This is a genomic window from Oxynema aestuarii AP17 (assembly GCF_012295525.1).
GTDB lineage: Bacteria > Cyanobacteriota > Cyanobacteriia > Cyanobacteriales > Laspinemataceae > Oxynema > Oxynema aestuarii.
In genome coordinates, this window is sequence record NZ_CP051167.1 from 576,311 (window position 1) to 596,846 (window position 20,536).

Consider the following 20,536-nt stretch of genomic DNA (forward strand, 5'->3'; position numbering starts at 1 on the left):
GAATGTTTTGAGTGTTGAGTGTTGAGAGTTTAGAGTTGAGAGTTTAGATGGCGCCGAGGGAGTGGGGAATCGGGATCGGTGCCTATTTCCTGCCCCACACTTTCAAGGTTCCATCAGCACTCCCACTGGCGATAATTTGGGAAGTTCGCGGACTGAATGCCACGGCGTTGACCCAGTTGGAATGCCCGGTTAGGGTTCGCAGGACTTTCCCGGTGTAGAGATTCCACAATTGGATCGTTTTGTCGGAACTACCCGAGGCGAGGTGATAGGCGTAGGGGCTAAAGGCGACGGTATTCACTGCATCGGCGTGTTTGTCGAGGCTGACCAGCAGTTTGCCGTTGTGCAGGTTCCACAGTTTGACTGTGGCATCTTCGCTACCACTGGCGAGGAGGCGCCCGTCGGCGCTGATGGCGAGGGACATTACCGGGGCTTCGTGGGCGTCGAGGGTGGTCAGTTCTTCTCCGGTGTGGAGTTTCCAGAGTTTGATTTTGCCGTCTTCGCTGCCACTGGCGAGGGTGTTGCCGTCGGGGGAGAGGGCCAAACACATGACGGCTTCGCGATGCCCTTCTAAGGTGCGAATGACGGTTCCGCGATCGCGATCCCACACTTTGATCGTTTCGTCGGCGCTACAACTGACCAGCAAAGGGGCGGTAGGACTGAACAGGACCTCATCGACGCGGTAGGAATGTCCGGTGAGGGTTCGGATGGCTTCCCCGGTGTTGAGATTCCAGAGGATAATGGTTTCGTCGCCACTGGCGCTGGCGAGGAGGGGGGCGTCGGGACTGAAAGCGACGGACCAGACGCCATCGGTATGTCCGCGCAGGACGAGTTTGAGGTCCCCTTGATAGAGGTTCCACAGTTTGATCAGTCCGTCTTCGCTACCACTGGCGAGGAGTTGTCCGTCCGGACCGATCGCGATCGCCTCGACCCAGCTAGACTGTCCGGTGAGCGATCGCAGTTCTTCGCCACTATGGAGATTCCAGCGTTTGCGTTGTTCAAATTCGCCCCCTCCGGCAATCACTTGACCGTCGGGACTGAAAATCACCGAGTTGACCCATTCGGAATCTCGGCCTAAATTTTGGCATTCTTCCCCGGTTTCCAGGTTCCAAATCTTGATACTGCGATCGCTGCTGCCACTGACGATAAAATGGCCGTCGGGGGTAATCGCCAGGGAGTTGACCCAATCGGTATGTCCGCGCAAGGTTTGCCGAACTTTGCCCGTGGCGAGGGTCCAGATATTGACAATTTCATCGGCGCCCGCACTGACGAGGGTTTTGCCATCTGGGGTAAAGGCGATCGCGTTGACCGCTTCGCGATGTCCCTGGAGGTTGAAACAACGCTGGCCCGTAGCCACTTCCCACACGGCGATCGTTTTATCTTCGCTGCTGCTGGCGATAAATTTGCCATTGGGACTGAAGGCGACGCAATACACCCAATCGTGATGTCCGCAGAAGGTCGCGATCTCCTCTCCGGTCTCGACCTCCCAGAGTTTGACGGTGATGTCACCGCCACTGGCGAGGCGTTTGCCGTCGGGAGAAAAGGCGATGGAGTAAACCCAATCGTGATGTCCTTCTAAGGTTTTTAAAGCTTCCCCGGTTTCGACATTCCAAATCGCGATCGTGTTGTCTTTACTCCCACTGGCGAGGAGTTGACTGTCGGGAGAAAAAGCGACGGAGGTGACCCAACGATTATGTCCTTCGAGGGTACGGACTTCTTGGGCCGTGGCGGCATTCCAAATTTTAATGGTTTGGTCGCCACTGGCACTGGCCAACCATTTACCATCGGGAGAGAAGGCGACGGCATCGATCCAATCTTTATGTCCGCCGAGCAGCGATCGCGGCGAACCCGAGTTAAGATTCCACAGAGTGATGGTATTGTCGTTGCTGCCACTGGCGAGGGTTTTGCCGTCCGGGGCGATCGCCACGCTATAAATCCGGCTGGAATGTCCGCCGAGGGTTCGCAGGCATTTAAAAGCACGATAGGGATTGTACTGCCGTAATGCTTGCTTGGCTTCCGGTTCTTCTCGGGTTTGCAGCAAGCGATAGGCCACCCGTTGCACTCGTTCGGATTTGTCGTTTAACGCTTCGACGACGAGCGCTATCCCCGCTTCTCCCTGGTTTAATGCGTTTTTCAGTGTGGCAATACGGGACTTGATCTCCCCGACCATTCCGTCATTCTCTCCCGGTTGATGTGGATCGTTTGCCATTATTGCACCTTGACTACTGCAACATTGACGAAAATCAGAACTTCTCGAATTTTTGAGGACGGGGCGATCGCCGTTCCCGAGTGCGATCGTGGGCGCGCATTCTCAGACGACTGACGGTTTGTACCGAAGATCCTTAACAGGTCTGCATCGAAGCCACCACAGCCGTCAACACAGCAGATCTGTCGAAATTTACAGCTCGACTTTACCGAGACCTCGAATCCGACGGATAGACTCCAACATTCATCATACCCATTTTCCCATTTTCAGATCCTCTCCGTGCCCCCACTGACTCTCGATCCGCTAAAATGTTGTCGGAGATCGCGATCCTCAAGTTCGTAACAAGTTCTCGGCGCCGATCTTGCCCGCACTAGAGGCTTTACCAAAGATCCTGGGTTGATGAACGAACAATCCCCTCGCCTTTAGGCAGGGCAGTGTCAAACTCTCAATTTTCAAACGACTACCGATGACTCTCCAAACAGGCGATCGCGCTCCCGACTTCAGTTTAGGCGACGGCGAAGGTAATCTTGTTATTTCTGATATTGATTGCTGCATTGATGTCCCTGTCGTGCCTCTCTGAGCAATAAGGACACACAAATGAGCGAATCGAGAGATCCATCTTTTCTAGCGGTAACAGGGTGTTTGAGCAAAGGTGCGAGCTGGGGAAGAATCGCCCAACCTCCAGATATACCTTCCCTTCAAACTCTGCCTTGTATTTGAGCAGGGTACAGAATTGCCCCCAGCCGACATCGCTTATCGCTTTGGCTAGGTTGTGATTCTTGACCATGTTTATCCCCCCTTTAGTTCCCCCCTTATTAAGGGGGGTTAGGGGGGATTCCACCACAATCACTTGGTTTTCGTTGACTATCTTGCGGGATAGCTTGTGGAGAAAATCCGCTCGAGTGTTGGCAATTTTGGCGTGAACTTTAGCAACTTTGATTCGTGCTTTGTTTCGGTTCTGACTGCCTTTCTTTTTTCTAGACAACTTACGCTGCTTACGCTTCAGGTTCCGTTCATGCTTTTTGAGATGGCGAGGATTGACAAATTTTGAACCATCGGATGTAATAGCAAAGTTAGTCAATCCCAAATCAATCCCAATCGCCTTACCATCACTGGAAGGATCGGGCTTTTCTGTGCCATCTTCTATCAGTAGCGAGGCAAAGTATTTTCCGTCTGGCATCTTCGACACTGTAACTGTTTTTAGTTGTCCTTCAATCGGTCCGTGAATCTTTGCTGCAACCGTTCCCAGCAAGCCAGGAAACTTGATTGCCGACTCAGAAATCACTTTGACGTTTTGGGGAAACTGAACAGACTGGCGACGATGCTTTGATTTGAAATTGGGATATTTTGCTCTACCCTCAAAGAAGTTCTGAAACCCTTGAGACAGATTAAGTACCGACTGTTGTAAGCATTGTGAATAGCACTCTTTCAGCCATTCATACTCTGCTTTTAGCGTAGGAATCTGTTTCTTCATGGTCAAGGCAGAAATTCCCTTGCCTGTCGTCTTGTACGTTTCCGTCATGACATACAGGCAATGATTCCACAGCCATCGTGTACAGCCAAAATGCTTGGCTAGTGTGACGGACTGCTCATCGGTAGGGTAAATTCTGACCTTGATTGCTTTCAACATACCGCTATTTTAGCATGAACCCAGTAATCTGATAAATACTGGTTGCGTTGCGTAGACTATTGCTTGCTTCGGGGGCATCGAACCCCACTCAGCAAGCGCGGCTCTCATCCCGATGCTCCCCTATGCGCTTCGCGCAGGCTTCGCCAACGGGAGAGCGCGGGGCTTCCCGCCTAGTAGCTAAATTTACCCAAAAACACCAACTTCCCTTTCCGTTACTGTGCGACCCCGAGGGCAAAGTCGCCACTCTCTACGGCAGTTACGGCCCGAAAAAATTTATGGGACGGGAGTTCGTCGGCGTCTACCGTCAGACCTTCGCGATCGCCCCTGACGGAACTCTCGAAAAAATTTACCGCAAAGTCAAACCCGCCACCCACGCGATCGAACTGTTCGGACTATTGTGAGATCGCACGTTTAACAAAAATGGCGATCGCCTCACTTCAATACAGCCCTTGGTATTCGCGAGACTTTAGGTGACCTATGGGGGTTTCACCCAAACGATGCTGTAAAAAAGAGGGGTGCGGGTTTCGTGTAGATTGGTGGAGGCGATCGCGCCGTTCGCGCGGCGTCTGCAAAGCAGAATCGCCATTCAACCCGCGCCGACCGTCACCTACGAGATCACCCTCCCTGTATTTATGCGTCGCTTGTGGCAGTTCGTACAAACCGTGCTGGGCATCATTTTCCGCCATCCCGTCCTCGGAACCAGCATCATTCCCCGATTACCCGACGGCACGATCGTGTTGGTGCGCCGCCGGGATAATGGCAAGTGGGCCCTCCCCGGGGGGATGGTGGATTGGGGCGAAGACATTCCCACCGCCCTCCGGCGCGAATTAGCCGAAGAAACGGGGTTAGAATTGGTCGAGACGACGCGATTGGTCGGGATCTATTCCTCTCCCGATCGCGACCCGCGCATTCACTCGATCTGCGTGGCGATCGCCGCCGACGTGCGAGGAAAGATGCAAATTCACGATACGCTAGAAATTATGGATGTCAGGGCATTTGAGCTGACAGACCTCCCCTTGGGACACCTCTCCCACGACCACGAGCAACAACTGCTCGACTACCTCAACGGAACCACCCGAGTCGCCTAAATCACCTTTGCTGTCCGTCTAACCCGTCGATCGTGCCAGACAATCGGATGTCTCTACCTGTCAGAAATGCTCGCATCAAACTCTCTCAAGGCCAACTGTTCTGGCGCGAAGTCGGTCAGGAAGGCCCGACCCTGCTGTTTTTACACGGATCCTGGCACGATAGCAGCCAGTGGGTGCCGATTTTAGAACGCCTCGGCGATCGCTATCACTGTTTCGCCCTCGATTTATTGGGGATTGGCGAGTCGGAACGCCCGGATATCCACTATTCCATTACCCTCGAAGCTGAGGCGATCGAGGAATTCCTCGAAGCCCTCAACGAACCTCGGGTGTTCCTCGTCGGTCACTCCTTGGGGGCGTGGGTGGCGGCGACCTACGCCTTAAAATACCCCGATCGCCCCTGCGGTTTGCTGCTGCTCTCTCCGGAAGGCGTGGAAGTCGAAAGCTTGCGAAATCGCTGGCGCCGCGAGCGATCGCGCCTCAACCTGCTCCGATTTGCCGATCGCCTCTTACAAACCTTGTTCCCCCTCGCCAAACTGCTGCGCGGCGATCGCCGGGTCAGTCGCTGGCGCCGCCACTTGCAACAGTTGCAAGACCCCTTCGCCGCCTCCCAATTACTCTTTTACCGTCGCGAAGCGGAAATTCAAGCGGAACTGCTCCAAGACCGCCTCAGTTGGCTGAAAATTCCCCTCACCCTCCTCCACGGCGACGACGATCGCCCGGAGGCGATCGCCCTGTGCAAAACCTACGCCAGTCTCGTTCCCCACGCCGAATTACACGCGATCGCCGACGGCGGCGACAACTTACCCGAACGACTCCCGGACTTGCTCGCCCAACGGATCCGCCATTGCGTCGAAACCGTGGAAGAGCGCTAATGGCTCAGACTTTCCCGGATCGATAAACCTCGCCCATCCCCCATAAAATCAAATCCGGATCGGCGATCGCCCGTTCGCCAATATCCGGGGCGATCGCCCGCAGATACGCCGCCACCTCCTCACTATTTCCTCCCGTCAGGACGATCGCACTCTCGGGGAACTGACGTCGCCAATCCCGCACGAACTCACAAACTCCCGCCGTTAACGTATAAACAATTCCACTGCGAATCGCGTCCGCCGTATTCGTCGCCCAGCGTGGCGGCAAGGTCTTCGGAACGGCGATCTCCGGCAGCGCCGCCGTTTGGCGTGCGAGGGTGCAAAACTGCAAGCCCAACCCGGGCAGGATCGCCCCCCCGACGAAGGCGCGATCGCCGTCGGCGCCACTCAACGTCAGCGCCGTTCCACTATCGACGGTCAACACGGGCCAACCATAGCGAGTCCCCGCCCCCAACAGGGCTAAAGCGCGATCGATCCCTAACCCGGGATAGAGGTTTTGCAAGGGCAGATCGGCTATACCGAGGGTGCGCGAATGCGGATAAACTTGCCACCGCCCCTGTTGTTCGGGAACGACCGAGGCGATCGCCAACTCTGGAATCCCATCGAGATCGCGCGGTTCGACTTCCCCCCCGGACGGCCACAATTTCCCCTCTTGCCACCCCCGAATCACTTCGGTAACGCGATCGTCCCCTAAATAACCACTGTTCCAAGTGATTTCCAGGGAATTCTCGCACCACAAACCCCAGTGCAATCGCGAATTGCCGATCGATAAACTTAACCACCACATCAGGATTGAAAATTGCTATTTTACCTGTTTGAATTTTTAGCTGAAAAAGCAATTGGAAAATCGACGATTTCCGGCGATCGCTCCCTAACCAGCCCTCGGCGTCCCCTTCCCGTCCCAATTTCGCCCATTTCCCCCCTCGCTCGCCCTCCTCAGTCTCGATCCCTCTCTCCAGTCAGAGTTAACCCGGTTTTCATCTCTGCTTTAAGGAATATAAAAATATTATAAATTTTTGTTACCATTCTAAACAAAACGACAAGAAGACGGCTGCATCTTTCCCCATTTCCCTATCCCCCTATCTCAGGTGACACGCTTATGTTGGTCAAAGTCTATCCCCCCTACTGCACGTTACCCTTTGTCGATGCGCCTGAAGCGTCCGCGATCCCGAGACCCGAGCCGATCGCCGAACCCCGCGATCCGGTCGAGAACACCTGCGAAGCGCGAATTCACCAATTGGAACAACAGGTGCGCTTGGGAGAACTGCTCAACGAAATCAACAATGCCGTGCGTAGCACCTTAGATTTCGATCGCGTCTTGCAAACCGCCTGCACCTTGCTCGCTTCCACCTTAAACTGCTCCCGGGTCAGTATTTTAGTCAACGAAGCCGAACACGAAAGCGTCTTGATCACGCGCGGCGAATACAAGCAAGACGACTATCCCAGCCAACAGGGATTGAAAGTCCCGATCGACGATAACCCGCACTTACAACAGTTGATGCGGCAAAACGAACCCCTCGCCGTTACCCGCTTCGACCAATTTCCCGGTATGAGTGCGCAAGTCGCCGCAATGGTCGAAGGTCTCGGGATCAAGTCGATGCTGGCGATCGCCACACGCTATCAAGGAGAAGTCAACGGCATTCTCGGGATTCATCAATGCGATCGCTATCGAGAATGGACCGAGTGGGAATGTCAACTCTTAGAAGGGGTCGCCTCCCAACTGGCGATCGCCATCAACCAAGCGCGTCTCTACAGCGCCACCCGCGCCGCCGCCGAACGGGAATCCTTACTGCGTCTGGTCACCGACCAAATTCGCAGCACCCTCGACCTGCAAACCATTTTAAAAACTGCCGTGCGCGGGGTTAGAGAACTGCTCGCGACCGATCGCGTCGTCATTTACCAATTTACACAAGACTGGCAGGGGGAAATCGTCGTCGAAGATCTCGCCGTTCCTTGGCCGTCCATTTTGGGACAGGAGATCGGCGACAATTGTTTTAAAGCGGAATATGGACAACGGTATCAAAACGGTCGTGTTCGGGCGATCGACGACATCCACACCGCCGGGTTAGACCCCTGTCACGTCAACTTTTTAGCCCAACTCAACGTTAAAGCTAACGCGATCGTGCCGATCGCGATCGCCGATCGCTTGTGGGGTTTGTTAATCGCCCACCAATGCGACAACCCCCGCCGATGGCAAGACCACGAAATCGACTTGCTCCAACAACTCGGCGATCGTCTCGCGATCGCGATCGGACAAGCCGAACTGTACGCCCAAGTGCGCGAAAGTGCGGATCGCTACCAGGCCCAAACCGAACAACTGCAAGCGACTTTAGAGGAACTGCAAACGACCCAACAACAACTCCTCCAAAGCGAAAAACTCTCCAGTTTGGGGCAGATGGTCGCCGGAATCGCCCACGAAATTAATAACGCCAATAACTTCATTCACGCCAACGTCCCCCACGCGCGCGACTACGCCCAAAGTCTCGAACGGGGCTTGCAACGTTACGCTACCCTCATTGACGCCCCGGAGGCGATCGCCGCCATCGACAGCGAACTCGACCTCGATTATATCCGGGAGGACTTCTCTAAAATTCTCGCCTCCATGAGTCAGGGAAGCGAGCGCATTCGTTCGATTATCCTCACCCTGCGTAACTTTGCCCATCTCGACGAAGCCGAATATAAGTTGACCGACGTTAACGAAGGTTTGGAAACGACGTTAACCATGCTCCAACATCGTTTGACTCCGGCGATCGCCATTCACAAAGACTTGGCCGCTTTACCGAAAATTTACGGCTTTCCCGGTCAACTCAATCAAGTCTTTTTTAACTTATTGGCGAACGCGATCGACGCGATCGAAACTCAAAAAACACCCGGTCAATTAACACTCACTTCTCGACAGCTCGATCGCGAGACCATCGCAATTTCCATTGGCGATAATGGACCGGGAATCGCTCCGGAGATTCAAAAGCAGATCTTCGATCCATTTTTTACGACCAAACCCGTCGGAAAGGGAACGGGTCTGGGACTGTCTTTGTGTTACCAAGCCGTGGTTAAAGGTCACGGCGGGCGGATTCACTGCGATAGCGAACCGGGACGGGGAACGACATTTACAATCGAACTGCCCGTGCGCTTAGAGACAGTCCAACCGAGGGGATAAGGGTCAAAATTTGCGGCAACAGAAGGATCGAAATTCGGGCGATCGCTCCTGCTATTTTGCAGATCTTCGGGCGATCTTTAACCCTCAAGCTGTCGAGCATTTCTATGGGGTGCTCGCATTCCCCGCAGGCTGCAATTGCTTGCCCATCTCAATGGGGATCTCAATGGCGAACCGCTTACCCAGTACGGGGATAAGCTTTGGCCGATCTCACTTGAAGTTGGAATTTTATATACAGTACTCGGGTGTCCGATCGGGTACGGTGCCGATCCCGCTATCCCCCCAACCCCCCTTTGAAAGGGGGATTTAGGGGGATTTAGGGGGATCTAAATGTCTTGCATAGCAGAGGAAAATGCTATATAGCAATCCTCAATGATTGAGGATTGCTATATAATCATTCCCTTTCAAATAAATGTCGATTCAAAACTTGCCGTGTTCGCCCGTCCTTCTGGATCGATCGCGATCGCGGCGACAGATTATTTTAAGCCTTTATCGATCTCGCTCTCGTCGGCGATCCTGCTGAGAAGGATCGCCCTGAATTCGACGATTTCGGCGATCCATAGGGGAGAGACTTCGGGGAGGAAATTTCGCGGCGATCGCAATTTCCCTTCAATGGAGAACTTGTTAAAACTAAAGAAGTCATGCTACTCGACGGTAAGGGGATTCCCGGCGTGCGAGTCCATGAAATAACACGAGCGGTTGTCATTCCGAGGGAGTGCGACGGAGTGTTCGGCGTCGGATAGAGGAAAAGTAACTCAGGCGAGGAAGCATGAGAATATACTAGATTTGTTGCCGGATTGCTCTTGTTTTGCATCGGTGTGAGCCAGTCTGCCGATCTTTCCCCTGCGAATCGCTCAAAACGAGAGGGTATCGATCGCCGTATTTCACCTGTTATCGTGTTCGCCTGTTTGCGATCTCCTTCAATCGATACCCGTCGGCAATGGGAGGCCAGTCTTTGCGGGTTCGGTCTTTCTCAAAAAGGAGATGACAAAACCTGTTTAAACTTGTTTCCCCCCCCTGAAAGCCCGCAGAAAGCCGAGGAAATCGTCATTTTTTTAAGAATAGAGACAGGCGATCGAGGAGGAAGACCGACACAGTGCAATAGACCGTCAAACTTAAGGGGATTTTTATTGAAGCGATCTGTAATTTCCAAATGTCCCGGTTAACTTTAAAATTGCCTTTATTCATGCAATTTCATCCTGTTGTTGAGAGTCTGTTCGCGCCGATCCGATCGGATCGCAATTACCAATGACCGACGAGGCACTTAAAATTCTGTTAGTGGAAGATAGCATGGCGGATGCGGAGCTGCTGGAGGAGTTTTTACTCTGTTCGAGTGAAATTTGCTTTGAACTCGTCCACGTGCGAATTCTTCAGGACGCCCTCGATCGATTGAGTCGCGAACAGTTTGATATCGTTTTGTTAGATTTATCGTTACCCGATCGCCAAGGATTGGAAACGGTCAAAGATACCCACGCCGCCGCGCCCCAATTGCCCCTGGTGGTCTTGACGGGACTCAAAGACGAAGATATGGCCTTGCAAGCGGTTCGGGCGGGGGCGCAGGACTATTTAATTAAAGGAGAGATCACCCCCGTCTTGCTGGTGCGATCGATCCGCTTTTGCTTGGAACGCACCCAACTGCTCGATCGCCTCCGCCACAGTGAAGAACGGTATGCGTTAGCGGTTCGCGGCGCCAACGATGGCATTTGGGATTGGAATTTAGAGGCGCAAACGGTCTATTTTTCGCCGCGTTGGAAATCGATGTTAGGTTACGGCGAGGACGAATTGGACGATGAGATCGCCCAGTGGTTCGATCGCGTCCACCCCGACGATTTGCCCGGCTTAAAAGCAGCGATTTCAGATCATTTAAGTGGGGAAACGGAAGATTTACAATGCGAATACCGGATTCGCGATCGCCACGGTCACTATCTGTGGATGCTGGTACGCGGTTTGGTCTTGCAAACCGAAAACGGCACCCCTTATCGGATGGCCGGATCCCAAACCGACATCACCGAACGGAAGCGATCGGAACAAGAAAAAATCGAACTGATCGCCTCCTTACAAGAAAGCGAAACGCGCTTTCGTTCGATGGCGGATACGGCCCCTGTTTTTCTGTGGTTGAGCGACCCGGAAGGGGTCTATACCTTTTTTAACCAACCGTGGCTCAACTTTACCGGACTGAGTCTCGCCGAAGCCTTAAAGGATGGTTGGGAGGCGATCGTCCATCCGGAAGACCGAGAACGGTTTTGGCAACTGTACCACGAGGCTTACGCCCAGAGCGATCGCTTCCGGCGCAAATACCGGGTACGGCGATCGGACGGCGAGTATCGCTGGGTTCTCGATACCGGAGTGCCGCGATTTCACGAAAATGGCGAGTTTGTCGGCTATATCGGCTCGTGTATCGACATTACCGAGATCGAACAACTCCAACAAGACCTCGATCGCGAAAAAGAACTCGCTCAAGTGACTCTGCGATCGATCGGCGATGCGGTCTTGGTCACCGACGCTTTGGGGAAAGTGCAGTTGCTCAATCCCGTGGCGGAAATGCTCACCGGATGGTCGAACGAGGAGGCCCAAACACAATGTGTCGATCGCGTCTTTCAAATTATCGACGAAGCCACCCGCCAACCTCTAGCCAATCCCGCCGATCTCGCCTTGCGTCAGGGCGAAATTGTCACCCTTTCCCAACAAGCGATCCTCGTCGATCTGCAGGGTCGGGAATATCCAATTGGCGATTCTGCCGCCCCCATCCGCGATCGCGATGGCGCCATTGTCGGGGCGGTGCTGGTGTTTCACGACGCCACGGAACAACGCACCCGGGCCCGTCAACTTTCTTGGCAAGCCAGTCACGATCCTCTGACCGGATTGGTCAACCGTACCGAGTTTAACTCTCGTTTGGAACGGGCGATCGAACGGGCGAAACGAGAAGGTCACCAGCACGCACTGTGCTACTTGGATCTCGATCGCTTCAAAATCGTCAACGATACTTGCGGTCACCTCGCCGGGGACGAACTGCTGCGTCAGGTCACCGGATTATTAGAGACCCGGGTTCGCAAAACCGATACCCTGGCCCGCTTGGGGGGCGACGAGTTCGGTTTGTTACTTTACGATTGTTGCGTCAAACGCGCCCTGGAAATAGCCGACGACTTACGCAAGACGATCGAACATTTTCGGTTTGCATGGCACGACAAAATTTTTAGTATTGGTGCGAGTATTGGGGTGGTGACGATCGACGATCGCAGCGATCGCGCTTCGTCGGTGTTAAAAGCGGCAGATGCTGCCTGTTATACGGCTAAAAACGAAGGACGCAATCGGGTCCATCTTTATCAGTTTGGAGAAACGTCCGATCGCGATGAAGGCACCGAAACCCAGTGGTTTTCGAGGATTGTCAACGCCATCGACGGCGATCGCTTTCGTCTTTACGTGCAGGAAATTGTCCCGTTAATGTCTACGGAAAATGTGCGGCAGCCCTATTACGAAATCCTCTTGCGGATGGTGGACGAACGCGATCGCTCGATTCCCCCGATGGCTTTTATTCCGGCGGCGGAACGTTACAATTTAATGCCCGAGGTCGATCGCTGGGTCATTCGCACTTTGTTTGCTTGTTTGGCCGACCCACAAAGCCCGATCGCCCGGGGTTCGGCGGGAGAAATGCCGCTTTATTCGATTAATGTATCTTCTGCGAGTGTCGATGACGACGATTTTATCGGCTTTCTGCAAGAGATGTTCCGCCGCTACCCGATCGCCCCTGATTCGATCTGTTTCGAGTTGACGGAAACGACGACCTTAACGCACATGGCCCAAACGATCGCCCTGACTCGGTTTCTCAAACAGATCGGCTGTCACTTCGCGATCGATAATTTTGGCAGTAGTATTTCTTCGCTGAGTTATCTTAAGTATTTACCGATCGACTATCTTAAAATTGACGGCAATTTTATTAAAAATATTTCCGATCCCCTCAGTTTTTCCATTGTCGAGGCGATCGTCCGCTTGGGACAAGTGATGGGGATTCAAACGATCGCCCAGCTCGTCGAAACTCCCCATATTCTCGAAAAACTCGAAGTGATTGGGGTCAACTACGTGCAAGGTTATCAGATTGCTACACCGCGTCCGGCGATCGCTAATGTGGAGGGAGTGGGGCGTCGGGAGTAGGGCGTCGGGAGTCTGTCGATCCCGTTGGCGAAACGACGCCGGACGCGTTTCTGCCGCTCCTTCACTCTCTCCCCCGTTTTACTCTTCTTATGCCAACCCATAAGAAAATTAATTAAAATTTACGATTAAAATATGTAACAATCTGTAAAGAAAAGGAATTAGAGAATTTGTTTTTGTCAACCCGCGTTGCCAAGGGGAGCCGGGAAAAAATCTGGAAAATCTGCCCTCAACAAATAACTAAATATTCAACGTTCGTTCAAGCATAGGAGAAATAGCGGATGGTAGCCCTCACCGATCGCGCTCAACCGCGCTTAACCTTAGAAACTCGGGAGATTGCCCGAGATACGACCACGATCCGATCGCTCGACTGGGACCGCGATCGCTTCGACATCGAATTTGGCTTGCAAAACGGAACCACCTACAACTCGTTCATCATCCGAGGGGAAAAAACGGCCCTGGTCGATACCTCCCACGCCAAATTCCGCGATCGCTACCTCGAAGTGTTACGCCAGCACATCGATCCGAGTGAAATCGACTACCTGATTATCAGCCACACCGAACCAGATCACAGTGGCTTAGTCAAAGATATTTTGGCGATCGCGCCGCAGATTACCGTCGTCGGCGCCAAAGTCGCGATCCAATTCTTAGAAAACCTCGTCCACACCCCTTTTGAACGGCAAATCGTCAAAAGTGGCGACGAACTCGACCTCGGGAACGAACATGTCCTCGAATTTGTCAGCGCGCCCAACTTGCACTGGCCCGATACGATTTTTACCTACGATCGCGGTACCCAAACCCTGTTTACCTGCGATGCGTTCGGAATGCACTACTGTTCCGACGCCACTTACGACGAAGACCTCAGCGCGATCGAAGCCGATTACCGCTTTTACTACGAATGCTTGATGGCGCCCAACGCGCGATCGGTCCTCTCCGCCCTCAAACGGATGGACAAACTCGGTGAGATCGGCACGATCGCCACCGGACACGGGCCGTTGCTGCGCTACAACATCGGCGAACTGACCGGACGCTATAAAGAGTGGAGTCAGGCGCAAGCGAAAGCAGAAACCACCGTCGCGGTCTTCTACTTCTCCGATTACGGGTACAGCGATCGCCTCAGCCAAGCGATCGCCCACGGGATTACCAAAACCGGGGTCAACGTCGAAATGATGGATCTCAAATCCGCCGACAGCCACGAAGTACGCGAACTCGTCGGTCTGGCGACGGGAATCGCGATCGCCTCGCCGCCGATTTCCGGACCCGGGGCGGATATTGCCGAAACGGCGATCGGAACCATTTTAGCCAGCGCCCACGACAAACAGGCGATCGGACTGCTCGAATCCGGCGGGGGGAACGACCAATCGATCTACCCCCTCAGCGTCAAATTCAAAGAATTGGGCTTAAAACAAGCTTTTCCGCCGATTCGGATCGAACAAACCCCGAACGAAGCGACGTACAAACAGTGCGACGAAGCGGGAACCGACATGGGGCAGTTGCTGAGTATCAAGAAGACCATCAAACAGATGAAGTCTCTCGATAGCGATGTCGATAAAGCCCTCGGACGAATTAGCGGCGGACTTTATATTATTACGGCGAAAAAAGGGGACGTTGCCAGTGCCATGTTGGCATCGTGGGTGACTCAGGCGAGTTTTGAACCCCTCGGAATCACGATCGCCGTCGCCAAAGACCGGGCGATCGAAGCCTTAATGCAAGTCGGCGATACCTTCGTTCTCAATATTCTCGAAGAGAACAAGTACCAAAACTTGATGAAGCATTTTCTCAAACGCTTCCCCCCCGGCGCCGATCGCTTTGAAGGGGTCAAAACTCAGCAGGCGCAAAACAACAGCCCCATTTTAAGCGAAGCCCTCGCCTATCTCGAATGCGAAGTGGTCAGCCGGATGGAATGTAGCGACCACTGGATCGTCTACAGCAAAGTCGATGCGGGACGGGTCTCGAATAGCGAAGCGATGACCGCCGTTCACCATCGCAAAGTGGGCAATCACTATTAAGATCGACCCAGTCTGTGAGACGGGGATGGGACTGAGACCCCTGTAGGGCAGGCATCTTGCCTGCCAATTCCTAATTCCCTCAATCTAAAATCTAAAATCTAAAATCTAAAATCTCCCATGTTAGAGACACCGATAAAAAAACGAGACGTTCAACTGATTACGATCGCCCCAGAAACGCGAGTGTTGCGATCGCGGACCTGGGATCGGCTCAAATTCGAGATCGAATATTCCCTCCAACGGGGAACGACCGCCAATTCCTTCATTCTCGAAGCCGATAAACTTGCCCTGATCGACCCCCCGGGAGAATCGTTTACCGAGAACTATCTCGACGCCCTCAGTCAGCGACTCGACCTCGGGGCGATCGATTATGTCATTCTCGGACATTTCAACGCCAATCGCGGCGCTACCCTGAAAGTCTTACTCGATCGCGCGCCGCAAATTACCTTTGTCTGTTCCAATCCGGCGGCGTTGAGTTTGCGTCAATTCTTCGAGGGGCGATCGCTCGATATTATCGTCGTTCGCGGCGAAGATACCCTCGATCTCGGCAAAGGTCACCAATTGCAGTTTCTGCCCCTTCCCACCCCACGCTGGCCCGACGAACTGTTTACCTACGATCCACTCACTAAAATTCTCTATACCGATAAGTTTTTTAGCGCCCACGTTTGCGGCGAACAAATTCTCGATGAGGGCTGGTCTATCTACAGCGAAGACCGTCGCTTTTATTACGACTGTCTCCACGCCGCCCAAAGTAAACCCGTTCTCGGCGTCCTCGATAAAATTGCCGAATTACCCGAGATTAAACTCTACGCCACCGGACACGGTCCCCTCGTCCGCTACGGGATGACCGAACTGACGGGGTTATATCGTAAGTGGTCCGAGGAACAGAGTAAGAAAGAGTTTAATGTTGCCTTATTGTACGCTTCCGCTTACGGCAATACGGCCACGATCGCCAATGCGATCTCCCGAGGACTGACCCGGGCGGGAATTGCCGTCGAAACCATCAATTGCGAACACGCCCAACCCGCCGAGATTCAAGCCGCCGTCGAGAAATGCGACGGTTTTATCATCGGTTCGCCGACCTTGGGCGGACATCCCCCCACCCAAATCCAAACGGCGTTGGGGGTGGTGCTCAATAGTGCTTCTAAAAATAAATTAGCTGGAGTTTTTGGGTCGTTCGGTTGGAGTGGCGAGGCGATCGATTTACTCGAAACGAAGTTAAAAGATGCCGGATATAAATTCGGTTTTGAACCGATCCGGGTCAAGTTTAAACCCACCGACGTCACGGTACAAGAATGCGAAGAAGCAGGCGTCGATTTCGCTCAATTTCTGCGTAAAGCCCAGAAACGCCGGACGCCGAAATCCTCTGTCGCTGCAACCCAGAGCGATCGCACCGCCCAAGCCGTCGGTCGCATCGTCGGTTCCCTATGTGTGATGTCCGTCAAGCGGGGCAATGTTATCAGTGGGATGTTGGCGTCTTGGGTGTCCCAAGCCACCTTTAACCCCCCGGGTTTAACCGTTTCTGTCGCCAAAGATCGGGCGTTGGAATCGTTAGCCCACAAGGGAGATCGGTTCGTCCTCAACATTCTCTCCGAGGACAAGAAACAAGTGCAGAAACAGTTTATGAAACGTTTCGCCCCCGGCGAGGATCGATTTGCTGGGTTAGAAATTGAAGAAGCGAATAACGGCTGTCCGGTGTTGGTGGATGCTTTAGCATATTTGGAATGCGTCGTCGAGAACCGCATGGAATGTGGCGATCACTGGGTGATTTACGCCCGAGTTGACAATGGTAAAGTCCTCGATCCGAATGGGGTGACGGCGGTGCATCATCGGAAAACGGGAAGTTATTATTAGTCCCAAAGGCGGGCAAGATATCCAAATGCCCGCCTTTGGGGGAAACTCCAAGCCTCAATCTAAAACTGTTTAAAAGTTAGACGGTAAGAGACTGTTTATAAAATAAACATAAAATAAACATTAATAGCCCTGTTTGAGAGGGGGCGATCGCCGCAGTTCCCCCTACCAGTCGGGTAAAGGCAAGATTCAGCCCAAGAATCCTCGCCGATTGAGGACGGACAATGTCAACGGGGAATGTCAAATGTCAAAGGCAATTGTTCGATTTTCCTAGACTTTTTCTTTGGCGGGAGGGGTGACACCGCGCTGATTTAAGGTGGCGTCTAATTCTTCCAAAAATTCAAAATCTTCTAGAGGAAGTTTGACGCGGGCTAGGGTCGGATCGACGATGTAAGGATTCTTTTTTAAGAAAGAAAACGCTTGTTTGAATTGGTTGGGGGTTGCCGAAATGGGGGCAGTAAAATGACAGGGAATAATTTGTTGAAATTGCCAGGAGGCGACGCGATCGACCCAGGCGAGGGTGGCTTGAGGATCGCGATTTAAAATGAGGGTTTGTAGGATCGGGGCGACGAATAAATATTGATGGTTTAAGGCATTAAAAGATTGCTGCCAATGGGGTTTCCATCGGAATGGGAATAAACCGAAATAAGCTTTTCTGGAGCGATCGCGCGCCTGGGATGCCTCGCGGAATGCCCGACCCCAGGGAATCACATCTAAGGCACTCGGTTGGAAGTATAACGCAAATAGACAAATGCGCTGCCAGCCTTTGCGACGATTGGCGTCGGTGTCTTCTATCTCGTCAAGGGTGGTGTCGCGGGCGTGGAAGAGTAAGGGATAGGGGTCTTCTTGAAGGACGGCGGGCGGGTCTTGGGGGACGGAAACGATCGCGTCGGTCAGTAATAAAGTGCGAGTGCGGCGATGAAACAAGGCGACTTCGGTAAATTTGCCCAAGCCGAGGGAAATTGGGCCGAGGATGGCGTAGTCGAACTCGTCGGCGAAGGGAGTTTGCGAACTTTCGGCGGGTAGATCTTCGGTGCGATCGCCGGGAAAGCCTAACCAAGTGAGCGGCAAATTGAGGGGATAACTCCACTGACCGGGGGCGACGAACACTCGCGCTTGGGGGAAACGGCGCGCGAACGGACCGATAAAGACTTTATGCTCCAACCCGGATCCCGTGGGGAGGATAATATACTTGACCTCGCCGTGTTGGGCGACGAGTTCGTTGAGGAGTCGCAAACATTCCCGGGTGGGGGCGACGGGGGCGTAGACGAGTAAACCGCCGCTTTCGAGGCGAACGACGGTCATGCGGATGGGGACGACGACATATAAGATTCCTTGGAATTGATCGAAGGTCCAGATCGTGTTTTTGACGACTTCTTGACGCAGGGTTCGGCGCTGTCCGTAGGGATAGAGGGGAAAAATCGGCCAGAAGGGCCAGGCGCGATCGCGCCGAAAGGACAAACGGTTGTCAGTAGGGGGCCAGTTTAGGGGAGGGGTCGCCATTTGTGGATCTCCTGCCTGCGATCGATAACAGCCATAGAATATGTTTATCTAATCGTTCAACTGGATAGTTTAGCAAGGGCGTGCAAGTTATAAAAACCCGGGTTAGCGATCGAGTATCTGACAAAGACGATCTCCGATTCCGTCGGGTTCAAACGGGCGGGTTCGACCGTCCCGGTGGGTTCGCAGGCGATCGCGACAGTTCCAGAGTTCTCGCGGTTGGACTTCGCCGTCGATTTGCAATTGGACGCGATATTGCCAATGATATTTGGCGCTGCGTTTGATGCGCACGATGCAAATTTGGCGATAGCTTCGCGACGCCAAATTTGCATCGTTGACGGTATAGCAAGGGGCCGCAAAAACGGGAGATGGGAGGACGAATGAGAGGATAATAATCAGGATAAAAAATAGGGATTTCACGATTTTAGATTTGATTTTTTTAGATTTAATTAGTGAGTCTTTGTTCTCAAAACAGTAATAATAGATTTAGGGTGTGAAGTGCGATCGCAAAAAACGGTATAAATTAATTTAGAGTAAGTTAATCTAGAGGAGTTTAGGCGATGTCAGAAACTAAACCGTTTAATCCTTGGAGCTATAAACCGTGGTGGTGTCAACCGTGGTCGATCGCCTTAACTGGAATTAGTTTAATTTTGGGGAGTTGGTTGCTTTTTAAATTGATTTGGGTGAGTGCGATCGTGGCGGTTCCGGTGTCGCTCTGGATGGGATTTTTTCTGTTGGTTTGGCCGAAATTAATGCAAGAGTATCATCGGGAATTAGAAACGAGTAATACCGATTTTCAAAAATAATCAGAGAGATCGAGGTTAGGGACACGGCAATGCCGTGTCCTTACAAGCAATCCATCTCCATCAAGATTTTAGAAAAATGGTATAAGGGGGAGGCGATCGAGTAATAACTGTGAAGGAGAGAGGCGGGCAAGATGCCCGCACCACAGGGATTGCTAAGTAGATGGCTGAGGTTGACTTAGGTTGACTGATGTTGGCACAATAACAAGCCAAACCAGCCATTTTCATCAGTCCAGGATTGAACGGGGGCAAGTTGTTTCTGTTGTAAATAACTTTGCATCTGTTCGATGTCAAACTTGCGCGAAATTTCGGTTAAAATGCTTTCTCCAGCTTCAAAATTAACCGTTAAATCGAGACCGCGCAGGCGAACGGCGTGGGATCGCAGGCAGTGCAAATGCATTTCGATGCGCCGTTCTTCTTCATTATAAAAAGCACGATGCTCGAAAAATTCGGGATTAAAATTGCCGTCAAAGCGCCAATTCAAATGGCGTAACATATTGAGATTAAAGGCAGCCGTCACCCCTTGGGCGTCGTTGTAGGCGGGTTCTAAAATTGCTTTAGATTTGTGCAAATCCATGCCTAATAAAAAATAATCTTCCGGTTGCATGGCTTCGACAATTTGGGAGAAGAAGATATCGCATTCTTCGGGGTTTAAATTGCCCAAACTGCTGCCTAAAAAACAAATCGTGCGAGAGGGGAGATAGGTGGGTAGTTGTTCTAAAGCGAGTTCGTAGGTACTGACTAAACCGTGAACTTGGAGGGACGGATAATCGACGAGGAGTTCGCGGGCGCTACTTTCTAAAATGCCGCCACTGACATCGACGGGGACGTAGTGAAGGGGGGAGTCAGAATCGTGATAGGCGTCTAAGAGGATGCGGGTTTTGGTCGAACTGCCGCTACCGAGTTCGACAATTTCGCAATTTCCGGTTAATTTCGCGATTTCCGGGGCATATTGGCGTAAAATCGCGGCTTCGGTACGGGTGGGGTAGTATTCGGGCAGGTCGCAAATTTGCTCGAACAGTTGGGAACCGCGATCGTCGTAAAAGTATTTAGGGGGTAGGGTTTTGGGAGTTTGGGTCAACCCGGCGACGACATCGGCGGCGTTGGCGATTTCCGTCGCCGAGGTTCCGGAAGGGTCGATCAAGCGTTCGAGGCGCAGGCGATTTTCGAGGAGGGACGATCGCGCGATCGCCTCTGCATCGGCGGCGAGAGAAGTGGAGTCAGAGGATTGGGGAAAAGTCATAAAGTTTGAGTGGAGGCACGTACAGGGCAACTCAGTGTAATTG

Annotated in this window: 15 protein-coding genes; 8 read left to right on the forward strand and 7 right to left on the reverse strand. The window is 52.7% G+C overall.

The window, feature by feature from the left end:
• Positions 1–82 precede the first annotated feature (82 nt).
• The gene (locus HCG48_RS02375) at positions 83–2,206 is read right to left on the reverse strand and encodes a WD40 repeat domain-containing protein (protein ID WP_168567730.1); all 2,124 of its coding nucleotides are present in this window, start codon (positions 2,204–2,206) and stop codon (positions 83–85) included.
• A 502-nt stretch (positions 2,207–2,708) separates the two neighbouring features.
• Positions 2,709–3,833: an RNA-guided endonuclease InsQ/TnpB family protein gene (locus HCG48_RS02380; RefSeq protein ID WP_168567731.1), complete on the reverse strand. Its 1,125-nt coding sequence runs from the start codon at positions 3,831–3,833 to the stop codon at positions 2,709–2,711.
• Positions 3,834–3,955: 122 nt separating this feature from the next.
• Here HCG48_RS02380 and HCG48_RS02385 point away from each other — a divergent pair, with 122 nt between their 5' ends.
• The 3 genes from HCG48_RS02385 to HCG48_RS02395 all read left to right on the forward strand — a co-directional run bounded on the left by HCG48_RS02385 (position 3,956) and on the right by HCG48_RS02395 (position 5,793).
• On the forward strand, positions 3,956–4,234 hold the full coding sequence (locus tag HCG48_RS02385) for a redoxin domain-containing protein (protein WP_168567732.1): 279 nt from the start codon (positions 3,956–3,958) through the stop codon (positions 4,232–4,234).
• Between the two features lie 231 nt (positions 4,235–4,465).
• Positions 4,466–4,921: an NUDIX domain-containing protein gene (locus HCG48_RS02390; protein WP_168571698.1), complete on the forward strand. Its 456-nt coding sequence runs from the start codon at positions 4,466–4,468 to the stop codon at positions 4,919–4,921.
• A gap of 47 nt (positions 4,922–4,968) precedes the next feature.
• On the forward strand, positions 4,969–5,793 hold the full coding sequence (locus tag HCG48_RS02395; protein WP_168567733.1) for an alpha/beta fold hydrolase: 825 nt from the start codon (positions 4,969–4,971) through the stop codon (positions 5,791–5,793).
• A gap of 4 nt (positions 5,794–5,797) precedes the next feature.
• Here the strand turns inward: HCG48_RS02395 and HCG48_RS02400 are convergent, their stop codons facing one another.
• A complete protein-coding gene (locus HCG48_RS02400; RefSeq protein ID WP_168567734.1) occupies positions 5,798–6,577 on the reverse strand; it encodes a pantothenate kinase in 780 nt (259 codons plus the stop codon).
• A 312-nt stretch (positions 6,578–6,889) separates the two neighbouring features.
• Here HCG48_RS02400 and HCG48_RS02405 point away from each other — a divergent pair, with 312 nt between their 5' ends.
• The gene (locus tag HCG48_RS02405) at positions 6,890–8,947 is read left to right on the forward strand and encodes a GAF domain-containing sensor histidine kinase (protein WP_168567735.1); all 2,058 of its coding nucleotides are present in this window, start codon (positions 6,890–6,892) and stop codon (positions 8,945–8,947) included.
• A 1,044-nt stretch (positions 8,948–9,991) separates the two neighbouring features.
• Here HCG48_RS02405 and HCG48_RS25360 read toward each other — a convergent pair.
• Positions 9,992–10,132, reverse strand: coding sequence for a hypothetical protein (locus tag HCG48_RS25360; protein WP_210437152.1), 141 nt, complete (start codon positions 10,130–10,132; stop codon positions 9,992–9,994).
• A 60-nt stretch (positions 10,133–10,192) separates the two neighbouring features.
• On the opposite strand from HCG48_RS25360, the gene HCG48_RS02410 reads away from it, so the two are divergent.
• The 3 genes from HCG48_RS02410 to HCG48_RS02420 all read left to right on the forward strand — a co-directional run bounded on the left by HCG48_RS02410 (position 10,193) and on the right by HCG48_RS02420 (position 16,950).
• Entirely contained in the window at positions 10,193–13,093 is a 2,901-nt protein-coding gene (locus tag HCG48_RS02410) for a GGDEF domain-containing response regulator (RefSeq protein ID WP_168567736.1), read from the forward strand.
• A gap of 278 nt (positions 13,094–13,371) precedes the next feature.
• Complete coding sequence (locus HCG48_RS02415; protein ID WP_168567737.1) at positions 13,372–15,099, forward strand: diflavin flavoprotein; 1,728 nt, start codon at positions 13,372–13,374, stop codon at positions 15,097–15,099.
• Between the two features lie 117 nt (positions 15,100–15,216).
• Complete coding sequence (locus HCG48_RS02420) at positions 15,217–16,950, forward strand: diflavin flavoprotein (protein WP_168567738.1); 1,734 nt, start codon at positions 15,217–15,219, stop codon at positions 16,948–16,950.
• A gap of 267 nt (positions 16,951–17,217) precedes the next feature.
• On the opposite strand, the gene HCG48_RS02425 is transcribed toward HCG48_RS02420, so the two are convergent.
• Both HCG48_RS02425 and HCG48_RS02430 read right to left on the reverse strand, forming a co-directional pair.
• Positions 17,218–18,450: a DUF4336 domain-containing protein gene (locus tag HCG48_RS02425; RefSeq protein WP_168567739.1), complete on the reverse strand. Its 1,233-nt coding sequence runs from the start codon at positions 18,448–18,450 to the stop codon at positions 17,218–17,220.
• Positions 18,451–18,552: 102 nt separating this feature from the next.
• Complete coding sequence (locus HCG48_RS02430; RefSeq protein WP_168567740.1) at positions 18,553–18,867, reverse strand: hypothetical protein; 315 nt, start codon at positions 18,865–18,867, stop codon at positions 18,553–18,555.
• Positions 18,868–19,007: 140 nt separating this feature from the next.
• Between HCG48_RS02430 and HCG48_RS02435 the strand changes: the two genes are divergently transcribed.
• Entirely contained in the window at positions 19,008–19,253 is a 246-nt protein-coding gene (locus HCG48_RS02435) for a DUF6737 family protein (protein ID WP_168567741.1), read from the forward strand.
• A 175-nt stretch (positions 19,254–19,428) separates the two neighbouring features.
• Here the strand turns inward: HCG48_RS02435 and egtD are convergent, their stop codons facing one another.
• Positions 19,429–20,493, reverse strand: a complete 1,065-nt coding sequence (gene egtD, locus HCG48_RS02440; RefSeq protein ID WP_168567742.1) for an L-histidine N(alpha)-methyltransferase — start codon at positions 20,491–20,493, stop codon at positions 19,429–19,431.
• Between the last annotated feature and the right edge of the window lie 43 nt (positions 20,494–20,536).

Coding starts and splice junctions, on each gene's coding strand:
- HCG48_RS02375 (WP_168567730.1), bottom strand. CDS start 2,206: ATGGCAAACGATCCACATCAACCGGGAGAGAATGACGGAATGGTCGGG.
- HCG48_RS02380 (WP_168567731.1), bottom strand. CDS start 3,833: ATGTTGAAAGCAATCAAGGTCAGAATTTACCCTACCGATGAGCAGTCC.
- HCG48_RS02385 (WP_168567732.1), top strand. CDS start 3,956: ATGCGCTTCGCGCAGGCTTCGCCAACGGGAGAGCGCGGGGCTTCCCGC.
- HCG48_RS02390 (WP_168571698.1), top strand. CDS start 4,466: ATGCGTCGCTTGTGGCAGTTCGTACAAACCGTGCTGGGCATCATTTTC.
- HCG48_RS02395 (WP_168567733.1), top strand. CDS start 4,969: ATGTCTCTACCTGTCAGAAATGCTCGCATCAAACTCTCTCAAGGCCAA.
- HCG48_RS02400 (WP_168567734.1), bottom strand. CDS start 6,577: ATGTGGTGGTTAAGTTTATCGATCGGCAATTCGCGATTGCACTGGGGT.
- HCG48_RS02405 (WP_168567735.1), top strand. CDS start 6,890: ATGTTGGTCAAAGTCTATCCCCCCTACTGCACGTTACCCTTTGTCGAT.
- HCG48_RS25360 (WP_210437152.1), bottom strand. CDS start 10,132: ATGAATAAAGGCAATTTTAAAGTTAACCGGGACATTTGGAAATTACAG.
- HCG48_RS02410 (WP_168567736.1), top strand. CDS start 10,193: ATGACCGACGAGGCACTTAAAATTCTGTTAGTGGAAGATAGCATGGCG.
- HCG48_RS02415 (WP_168567737.1), top strand. CDS start 13,372: ATGGTAGCCCTCACCGATCGCGCTCAACCGCGCTTAACCTTAGAAACT.
- HCG48_RS02420 (WP_168567738.1), top strand. CDS start 15,217: ATGTTAGAGACACCGATAAAAAAACGAGACGTTCAACTGATTACGATC.
- HCG48_RS02425 (WP_168567739.1), bottom strand. CDS start 18,450: ATGGCGACCCCTCCCCTAAACTGGCCCCCTACTGACAACCGTTTGTCC.
- HCG48_RS02435 (WP_168567741.1), top strand. CDS start 19,008: ATGTCAGAAACTAAACCGTTTAATCCTTGGAGCTATAAACCGTGGTGG.
- egtD (WP_168567742.1), bottom strand. CDS start 20,493: ATGACTTTTCCCCAATCCTCTGACTCCACTTCTCTCGCCGCCGATGCA.